Below are 8518 nucleotides of genomic sequence, written 5' to 3' on the forward strand. Positions count from 1 at the left end.
TATGGCCGAGCCTCACGACGTTTCCCCGGCGTCCACCACCTCATCCGCCGCCCTCGACGCGCTGCGCACCCGCTGGTCCGACACCCTGCACGCGGTACGAGGCGGGGCGGACGGCCCCGACCCCCTCCCGTACGCGGAGAACCTCCTGGCCCGCTGGGCCGAACCCCAGCGCCGCTACCACACGCTCGACCACCTCACCGCGGTCCTCTCCCACGTCGACGTACTCGCCGACCACGCGACGGACCCCGAACTCGTGCGCCTGGCAGCCTGGTTCCACGATGCCGTCTACCTCCCCGAGCGCTCGGAGAACGAGGAACGCTCGGCCCGCCTGGCCGAACGGGCCCTCGCGGAAGCCGGGTTGGAGCCCTCCGCCGTGGCCGAGGTGGCCCGGCTGGTCCGCCTGACCACCACCCACGCACCGGCCGAGGACGACCGCAACGGACAGGCCCTCTGCGACGCGGACCTGGCGATCCTCGCCTCCTCCCCCGCCGCATACGCCGTGTACACCGCCGCCGTACGCGAGGAGTACGCCTTCGTCCCCGACGAGGCCTTCCGCGGCGGCCGCGCGGCGATCCTGGAGCAACTCCTGGCCCTCCCCCGCCTCTTCCACACCCCGCACGGCGCCGGGCACTGGGAGACGGCGGCCCGCGCCAACCTCGCCAAAGAACTCGCGGACCTGACCGACGGCCTCGCATAATCGCGCGGTGACCGAGCCACGGAACAGCCCAAGCCCCACATCAGCGCCGCACTCGCCCCCCGTCGCGCTCGGCACCCCCGACCTCACCCTGGTCGCCCTCTCGCCCGCGGCAGCCCTCGACCTCGGCGCGGGCGGCACGGGCGGATTCACCTGGATCGAGGGCGGCCCCGAGGAGGGCACCCGGATCGGTGCGAGCCACGTGGCCAAGGCCGCCGCAGACGGCACGTACGCCCCGGGCTGGGGAACGTATGTCATGGTCAGGCGGTCGGACGGCCTCGCGGTCGGCGCGATCGGCTTCCACGGCCCGCCCGCGGACGGCCGCGCCGAGATCGGCTACGACGTGGTCGCCGCGGCCCGCCGCAACGGCTACGCGACCCAGTCCCTGCGCGTCCTGACCGTCTGGGCCCTGCAGACGGTCCCCACGGTCATCGCCCGCACGGACCCGGCGAACATCGGGTCCCAACGGGCCTTGGAACGCGTGGGTTTCACGCGCATGCCGCGCACGGACCCGGAGTGGATCCCGTACACCATCGCCGGTGACGGCGTGCGGTAGCGCAGGGGGCCGCCGGGCACCGTGCCCTGCCCCTGCGGTCAGTGCCCGCCCGGGTCGATGACACAGAGCATCCGCCGATTCCGCCGCACGCCCACGCGCCGCACGCCGACATGCCGCACCACGCCTCCGCCGACACCACCGCTCCCGCCGACACCCACCGCTCCCGCCCACGTCACCCGGCCCGCCGCCGCTTCCGCCGCCGCAGCCCCGCCGCCGTGAGCAGCCGGACCACCTCACGGGAGGAGACCTCGACCGCGCCCGCCGCCACCGCGTCCGCGTAGCGCGCGGCCGGGATGTCGTAGTGGTCGCGTTCGAAGGCGCGGGGCGGGCAGCCGATGGCGTTCGCGAAGGCGTGGAGTTCCTCGTACGAGGTGTCGCTGATCAGGTGGGACCAGAGCCGCCCGTGGCCGGGCCAGGTGGGCGGATCGATGTACACCGTCACCGGGCCACCGATCCGAGCGAGCCCACGGCGGCCACCATCACCGCCGCCTTCGCGCAGACCCAGTGCGGATCGGCGCCCAACTCGGGCTCCACCTCCAGGGCGTGCGGATCGCCCGAGCCGCAGACCGGGCACAGGGGCCAGCGGCCGTAGCGCTCGAGGAGCGCGTCCTGGACGTCCTGGGCGACGAGCCCGGCCAGGAACTCCGCGCCCTCCGGCCACTGCCGCACCCACCAGCGCCGGTGCGTCACCGACTCCTCGACGAGCGAGACGACGTCGGCCTCCGCCACATCACCGGCCACGAGATCGGCGAGCACGAGAGCGCGGGCCGCGTGGAGGGCCTGTTCCAGGTGGGGCGGGTGTTCAGCGTCGTCCATATCGTCCATTGTGCGCCCGTAAGGGGGTGGCCCGGCAGGGGGATCTACGGGCGGGACGGCTCGACCGTCTTCCCTGGCCCGGCGGCCGTGCTTCCGGTCACGTCCGCGATTACGCCTCCGGACACGTCAGCGGTTACGCCTCCGGTCACGTCAGCGGTTACGTTCCCGGCCACCCGCCGGGACCCCGTACCCGTACCCGCACTCGCACTCGCACTCGCACTCGCAGTCATCCCTGCACCGCCCCCGCCCGCCCGCTGCACCCGCAGTGCCGCGTACGCCACCCCCAGCGCCGCCACCGTCATCGCCGCCCCGGCCCACGCGGGCGAGCGGAAGCCGAAGCCCGCGTCGATGACCGCGCCGCCGAGCCAGGGGCCGCCGGTGTTGCCGAGGTTGAAGGCAGCGGTGGTGGTGGCGCCCGCGAGGGTCGGGGCCGCTCCGGCCACGTTGAACATGCGGGCGTTGAGCGCCGGGGCCGTGTAGAAGGCGGAGAAGCCGAGCAGGAAGGCCAGCACCACGGCCGCCGCCGCACTGCCCGCGAGCAGCGCGAACGCGCCGAGGAAGACCGTCGACGCGGCGATCCCGCTGAACGTCACGCCGAACAGCCGAGCGTCCGCGATCCGCCCGCCGACGGCCGTACCGATGAGCGCGCCCACCCCGAAGAGCCCGAGCACCCACGGCACCCAGCCCGAGTCGAGCCCGGCGACGTCGGTGAGCAGCGGGGCGAGATAGCTGAACGCGCAGAAGACGCCGCCCGCGGCGAGCGCGATCAGCGCGATCTGCAGCCAGACGGCGCGGTCGCGGTAGATCGCCAGCTCGCGCCGCAGCCGCGGCTTGCGCTCCGGCAGCGGAATGCGGGGGATCAGGAGGACGACGCCCACGAGCGCGATCGCGGAGGAGAGGGCGACCGCCCAGAACGCCGACCGCCAGCCGAGGTGCTCGCCGAGGAAGGCGCCCGCGGGCACGCCCAGCACGTTCGCGACGGAGAGTCCGCCGATCATCACGGCCATCGCCCGCGCCCGCTGCCCGAGATCCACCATCGCGATCGCGACCGCCGCACCGACCGCCCAGAAGCCCGCACAGGCGAGGGCGCTGATGACGCGCGAGGCGAAGAGGATCTCGTACGAGGGGGCGATTGCGCCCGCGATCTGGCCGAGGCCGAAGACCGAGATCAGGGTGATGAGGGTGGTGCGGCGCGGCAGCCGCAGCGTCGCCACGGCGAGCAGCGGCGCGCCCACGACCATCCCGATCGCGAAGGCGGAGATCAGGAGTCCGGCCTGCGGGATGGTGACGTCCATATCGCGGGCGATCTCCGGGAGCAGGCCGGAGAGCATGAACTCGCTGGTTCCGAGGGCGAAAACGGCCACACCCAGGGTGTAGACGGCTATGGGCATGCGGGAGCTACGGGCGGGTGCGGGCATATCGGGTGCCAACAACCGGGCGGGGCCTTGCATTCCCGTACCGGAACCCGGGCCGGGGTCCGTACCGGAATCCGGGCCGGAACCCGCACCGGAATCCGGGCCGGGACCCGCACGGGAACCCGGGCCGGAACCCGGCCCGCGGGACCTCTTGACCCGCCAAGGTGCAGAAAATATCTTTCAGGCGTGAGCAATGACCTGAAGGAAATTTTCACCGGCGACACCGCCCCGGCCCCGGCCGCCCTCGCGGCCAAGGTCCGCACGCTCGCCCCGTCCATGACGCGCTCCATGCAGCGCGTCGCCGAGGCGGTCGCCGGTGACCCGGCCGGCTGCGCGGCGCTCACCGTCACCGGCCTCGCCGAACGCACCGGCACCAGCGAGGCGACCGTCGTGCGCACCGCCCGCCTGCTCGGCTACCCCGGCTACCGCGATCTGCGCCTCGCGCTCGCGGGCCTCGCCGCACACCAGCAGTCCGGGCGCGCCCCGGCCGTCACCGCGGACATAGCCGTCGACGACCCGCTGGCAGACGTCGTCGCCAAGCTCGCCCACGACGAGCAGCAGACCCTCGCCGACACTGCCGCCGCCCTCGACATGACGCAGCTCGGCGCCGCGGTCTCCGCCCTCGCGGCCGCCCGCCGCGTCGAGCTGTACGGGGTGGCCGCCTCCGGTCTGGTCGCCCAGGACCTCGCGCAGAAGCTGCTCCGCATCGGGCACATCGCGCACGCCCACTCCGACCCGCACCTGGCCGTCACCAACGCGGTGACCCTGCGCTCCGGAGATGTGGCGATCGCCATCACCCACTCCGGCTCCACCGGCGACATCATCGAGCCGCTGCGCGTCGCCTTCGAGCACGGCGCCACCACCGTCGCCGTCACCGGCCGCCCGGACAGCCCCGTCACGCAGTACGCGGACCACGTGCTCACCACGTCCACGGCGCGCGAGAGCGAGCTGCGACCGGCCGCGATGTCCTCGCGCACATCCCAACTCCTCGTCGTGGACTGCCTTTTCGTCGGTGTCGCGCAGCGTACGTACGAGACGGCGGCGCCCGCGCTCGCCGCCTCCTACGAGGCGCTCGCCCACCGCCACAGCCCCCGGACGACGACCCGCTGAACCCGAGCCGTACGCACATGGAAGAGCACCCCGCCATGACCTCCACCCCGCCCGAAACCACCGACGGCCCCTCAGCCGAAACCACCGACGGCCCCGCAGCCGATGCCGCAGAGGGCTCCGCGGCCGCCGACTCCGAAAACTCCGCGGCCGGCTCCGCGCCGAACTCCGCGTACGGCGAGCTGCGCGCCGAACTCGCGCTGCTGACCACCGAGGCGTTCCGCCCCGAACTCGCCGAGATCGACCGCCTCTCCACGCGAGAGATCGCGGCCACCATGAACCGCGAGGACGCCACCGTCCCCGCCGCCGTCGCCGAGCGGCTGCCGCAGATCGCCGCCGCGATCGACGCCGCCGCCGAGCGGATGGCCCGCGGCGGGCGGCTGATCTACGCGGGCGCGGGCACCGCGGGGCGGCTCGGCGTGCTCGACGCTTCCGAATGCCCGCCCACCTTCAACACCGACCCCTCCGAGGTCGTCGGCCTCATCGCGGGCGGCCCCACCGCCATGGTCTCGGCCGTCGAGGGCGCGGAGGACTCCAGGAAGCTGGCCCGCGAGGACCTCGACGCCCTGCACCTCACCGCCGACGACACGGTGGTCGGCATCTCGGCCTCCGGCCGCACCCCGTACGCCATCGGCGCCGTCGAACACGCCCGCGGGCTCGGCGCGCTGACCATCGGCCTGTCCTGCAACGCCGGCTCGGGGCTCGGCGCCGCCGCCGAGCACGGCATCGAGGTCGTCGTCGGCCCCGAGCTGCTCACCGGCTCCACCCGGCTCAAGGCGGGCACGGCCCAGAAGCTCGTGCTCAACATGCTCTCCACCATCACGATGATCCGGCTCGGCAAGACCTACGGGAACCTGATGGTCGACGTCCGCGCCTCCAACGAGAAGCTGCGGGCCCGCTCCCGGCGCATCGTCGCGCTGGCCACCGACGCCTCCGACGCGGCCGTCGAGGCGGCGCTGACCGGAGCGGACGGTGAGGTGAAGACCGCCATCCTCATGATCCTCGCGGACCTCGACGCCACCACCGCGAACCGCCTCCTGACGGATGCGCGGGGCCACCTCCGCGAGGCCCTTCAGTCGGCGGCCGACTGACCCGGGCGAGCCGCCACCCCCAGCAAGACACCCCCGCACAGCAAGACCCCCGGCACAGCAAGACCCCTGCACAGCAAGCCCCCACAGCAAGGCACCGCCACCGCACATGAGCACCGAAGACAAGAACCGCGCCACCGCCGCCGCGATCCTGCCCCTGGTCGGCGGCGCGGACAACATCACCTCGGTCGCCCACTGCATGACCCGGCTCCGGCTGGGTCTGCGCGACCGTTCCCTCGTCCAGGACAAGGCGCTCAAGGCCGTACCGGCCGTGCTGGGCGTCGTCGAGGACGACACGTACCAGATCGTCCTCGGCCCGGGCACGGTCGCCCGGGTCACACCGGAGTTCGAGGCACTGATCGCCGAGGAGCACGCGGCGCACCCAACCACGGAACCGCACGCGGCCGTCACCGCGGACGAACTCGCCTCCCAGGGCACGGCGATGAAGGCGGCCCGGAAGGAGAAGAACGCCACACCGCTCAAGCTCTTCCTGCGCCGCATCGCGAACATCTTCGTCCCACTGATCCCGGCCCTCATCGGCTGCGGCATCATCGCGGGCCTCAACGGCCTGCTGATCAACCTGGAGTTGCTGCCCGCCGTCACCCCGGCGCTCGGCGCCATCGCCTCCGGCTTCATGGCGCTGATCGCGGTCTTCGTCGGCTTCAACACGGCGAAGGAGTTCGGCGGTACGCCGATCCTGGGCGGGGCGGTCGCGGCGATCATCGTCTACCCGGGTGTCGCGAACATCGAGGCCTTCGGCCGGCAGCTCTCCCCCGGCCAGGGCGGGGTGCTCGGCGCGCTGGGCGCGGCGGCGCTCGCCACGTACATCGAGAAGTGGTGCCGCACTGGGGTCTTCCCTGGTCGAGCGAAGTCGAGAGCTTGGGGACGGGTACCCGAGGCCGTGGACGTCCTGGTCACCCCCACCCTCACCGTCCTCCTCTCCGGCCTGATCACGGTCTTCGGCCTGATGTTCCTGGCCGGCGAGGTCTCCACCGCCATCGGAACAGCGGCCAACTGGCTCCTCGACAACACGGGCGCCTTCGCGGGCCTCGTCCTCGGCGGCCTCTTCCTCCCCCTCGTGATGCTGGGCCTGCACCAGGCCCTGATCCCCATCCACACCACCCTCATCGAACAGCAGGGCTTCACCGTTCTGCTCCCCATCCTGGCGATGGCGGGCGCGGGCCAGGTCGGCTGCGCGATCGCCGTCTACCGGCGCCTGCGCCACAACACCTCGATCCGCACGACCGTCAGGTCGGCGCTCCCCGCGGGCTTCCTCGGCGTCGGCGAACCCCTCATCTACGGCGTCTCGCTCCCGCTGGGCCGCCCCTTCATCACCGCCTGCGTGGGCGGCGCGGCGGGCGGAGCGTTCGTCGGCGCGTTCACGATGCTCGGCGACAAGCTCGGCTCCACCGCCATCGGCCCCTCGGGCTGGGCCCTCTTCCCGCTCCTCGACGGCAACCGCGGCCTCGGCACGACCGTCGCGATCTACGCGGGCGGCCTGCTGACCGGCTACCTGGTGGGCTTCTTCGCCACGTACTTCTTCGGCTTCAGCAAGCAGATGCTCCTCGACCTGAACGCCCCGCAGGAGGCTGCGGCCACGCCCTCGACGCCCGCATCCGCCACCTCGGCTCCGGAACCGACCAAGGTCTGACGGTCTCCTTGCGGTGCCGGACTCCCAGGCAGTACAGTTTTCCGTACGTACAGGAATCTGTACGCGTACCGCGACGAGGGAGGCCCTGATGCGCACCATGACCTACACGGAGTCGCGGGCGAAGTACGCCGAGACGCTCAACGCCGTAGTGGACGACCGCGAAGAAGTGATAGTGACGCGCGCGGGCCGGGAGCCGGTCGTGATCGTCGCCCTCGACGAGTACGAGTCCCTGAAGGAGACGGCGTACCTGCTCCGGAGCCCGGAGAACGCGCGGCGGATCCTGCAGGCGATCGAGGACCTGGAGAACGGCCGGGGCGTCGAGCGGGAGCTGCTCGATTGAAACTCGTCTGGCAAGAGAAGGCCTGGGCCGACTACGTCCGCTGGCAGACCGAGGACCGCAAGGTCCTCAAGCGGATCAACACACTGCTCCAGGACATCGCCCGTACCGGCCACGAGGGCATCGGCAAGCCTGAGCCGCTCCGGCACGGCTTCCAGGGCTACTGGTCCCGCCGTATCACCGACGAGCACCGCCTCATCTACAAGATCGCCGAGGACGAGATCCGCATCGCGGCCTGCCGCTACCACTACGAACGCTGAGTCGCTCATGGGCCGCCGCTGCCGCGTCGCGGCTTGCTTCGGCGCGGGAAGCGCCCGCGGCGGGACGGAGCATCTCGCTCCGTCCCGCCGCGTGCCCGCGCCGTCGCTGGTCTTCGGTGCTGTCGCGGGGTTGCGGTCAGGTGCCTCGCTCCGTCGCCGGCTACCTCGGCTGCTCGGAGCCGCGCCGACGCCGCCGCGCCGATACGACGAGCAGCGTGCCACCGGCAGCGACAAGGGCGGTCGCGAGCGAGCCGACCAGCACCAGTTCGTCCGTCGACATACCGGCACCGGTGTCGGGGAGTTGACCACCGTCTGTGGGGGTGGGGTCCGGGTCGGGGTCCGGGGAGGGAGTCGGGTCCGGGTCGGGGGAAGGAGTCGGGTCCGGGTCCGGGGAAGGTGACGGATCCGGGTCGGGGGAAGGAGTCGGGTCCGGGTCCGGGGAAGGCCACGGGTCCGGGTCCGGGGAAGGCGACGGATCCGGATCGGGGGAAGGCGACGGATCCGGGTCCGGGGAAGGCGACGGATCCGGGTCCGGATCGGGGGAAGGCGACGGATCCGGATCGGGGGAAGGCGACGGATCCGGGTCCGGGGAAG

At 72.7% G+C, this 8518-nt stretch carries 10 protein-coding genes; 7 read left to right on the forward strand and 3 right to left on the reverse strand.

Going from position 1 to position 8518, the window contains the following annotated elements; genetic code table 11:
* Position 1 precedes the first annotated feature (1 nt).
* Entirely contained in the window at positions 2-697 is a 696-nt protein-coding gene (locus tag ACLF6P_RS21755) for an HD domain-containing protein (protein ID WP_415952312.1), read from the forward strand.
* Positions 698-704: 7 nt separating this feature from the next.
* Positions 705-1250: a GNAT family N-acetyltransferase gene (locus tag ACLF6P_RS21760; protein ID WP_415952313.1), complete on the forward strand. Its 546-nt coding sequence runs from the start codon at positions 705-707 to the stop codon at positions 1248-1250.
* 172 nt (positions 1251-1422) lie between these two features.
* Here ACLF6P_RS21760 and ACLF6P_RS21765 read toward each other — a convergent pair whose 3' ends face one another.
* From ACLF6P_RS21765 to ACLF6P_RS21775, 3 genes are read right to left on the reverse strand one after another with little or no spacing between them, the layout of a single operon-like run.
* On the reverse strand, positions 1423-1692 hold the full coding sequence (locus tag ACLF6P_RS21765) for a DUF4031 domain-containing protein (protein WP_415952314.1): 270 nt from the start codon (positions 1690-1692) through the stop codon (positions 1423-1425).
* Positions 1689-2066, reverse strand: a complete 378-nt coding sequence (locus ACLF6P_RS21770; RefSeq protein WP_415952315.1) for a hypothetical protein — start codon at positions 2064-2066, stop codon at positions 1689-1691. Before ACLF6P_RS21770 ends, ACLF6P_RS21765 begins: the two co-directional genes overlap by 4 nt.
* 44 nt (positions 2067-2110) lie before the next feature.
* Entirely contained in the window at positions 2111-3457 is a 1347-nt protein-coding gene (locus tag ACLF6P_RS21775) for a Cmx/CmrA family chloramphenicol efflux MFS transporter (RefSeq protein ID WP_415952316.1), read from the reverse strand.
* Positions 3458-3667: 210 nt separating this feature from the next.
* On the opposite strand from ACLF6P_RS21775, the gene ACLF6P_RS21780 reads away from it, so the two are divergent.
* The 5 genes from ACLF6P_RS21780 (at position 3668) to ACLF6P_RS21800 (ending at position 7924) form a co-directional block, all read left to right on the forward strand.
* Entirely contained in the window at positions 3668-4591 is a 924-nt protein-coding gene (locus tag ACLF6P_RS21780) for a MurR/RpiR family transcriptional regulator (RefSeq protein WP_415952317.1), read from the forward strand.
* A gap of 35 nt (positions 4592-4626) precedes the next feature.
* Positions 4627-5679, forward strand: coding sequence for an N-acetylmuramic acid 6-phosphate etherase (gene murQ / locus ACLF6P_RS21785; RefSeq protein WP_415952318.1), 1053 nt, complete (start codon positions 4627-4629; stop codon positions 5677-5679).
* 106 nt (positions 5680-5785) lie between these two features.
* Positions 5786-7327, forward strand: a complete 1542-nt coding sequence (locus tag ACLF6P_RS21790; RefSeq protein ID WP_415952319.1) for a PTS transporter subunit EIIC — start codon at positions 5786-5788, stop codon at positions 7325-7327.
* A gap of 88 nt (positions 7328-7415) precedes the next feature.
* Complete coding sequence (locus ACLF6P_RS21795; protein ID WP_415952320.1) at positions 7416-7667, forward strand: type II toxin-antitoxin system Phd/YefM family antitoxin; 252 nt, start codon at positions 7416-7418, stop codon at positions 7665-7667.
* Complete coding sequence (locus tag ACLF6P_RS21800; RefSeq protein WP_415952321.1) at positions 7664-7924, forward strand: Txe/YoeB family addiction module toxin; 261 nt, start codon at positions 7664-7666, stop codon at positions 7922-7924. Before ACLF6P_RS21795 ends, ACLF6P_RS21800 begins: the two co-directional genes overlap by 4 nt.
* Positions 7925-8518: the final 594 nt, after the last annotated feature.

The sequence above is a fragment of the Streptomyces lothianensis genome, assembly GCF_047779955.1.
GTDB lineage: Bacteria > Actinomycetota > Actinomycetes > Streptomycetales > Streptomycetaceae > Streptomyces.

Bases quoted from the DNA above. Each gene is read 5' to 3' on its own strand.
- ACLF6P_RS21755 (WP_415952312.1), top strand. From the start codon at position 2: ATGGCCGAGCCTCACGACGTTTCCCCGGCGTCCACCACCTCATCCGCC.
- ACLF6P_RS21770 (WP_415952315.1), bottom strand. From the start codon at position 2,066: ATGGACGACGCTGAACACCCGCCCCACCTGGAACAGGCCCTCCACGCG.
- ACLF6P_RS21775 (WP_415952316.1), bottom strand. From the start codon at position 3,457: ATGCCCATAGCCGTCTACACCCTGGGTGTGGCCGTTTTCGCCCTCGGA.
- murQ (WP_415952318.1), top strand. From the start codon at position 4,627: ATGACCTCCACCCCGCCCGAAACCACCGACGGCCCCTCAGCCGAAACC.
- ACLF6P_RS21790 (WP_415952319.1), top strand. From the start codon at position 5,786: ATGAGCACCGAAGACAAGAACCGCGCCACCGCCGCCGCGATCCTGCCC.
- ACLF6P_RS21795 (WP_415952320.1), top strand. From the start codon at position 7,416: ATGCGCACCATGACCTACACGGAGTCGCGGGCGAAGTACGCCGAGACG.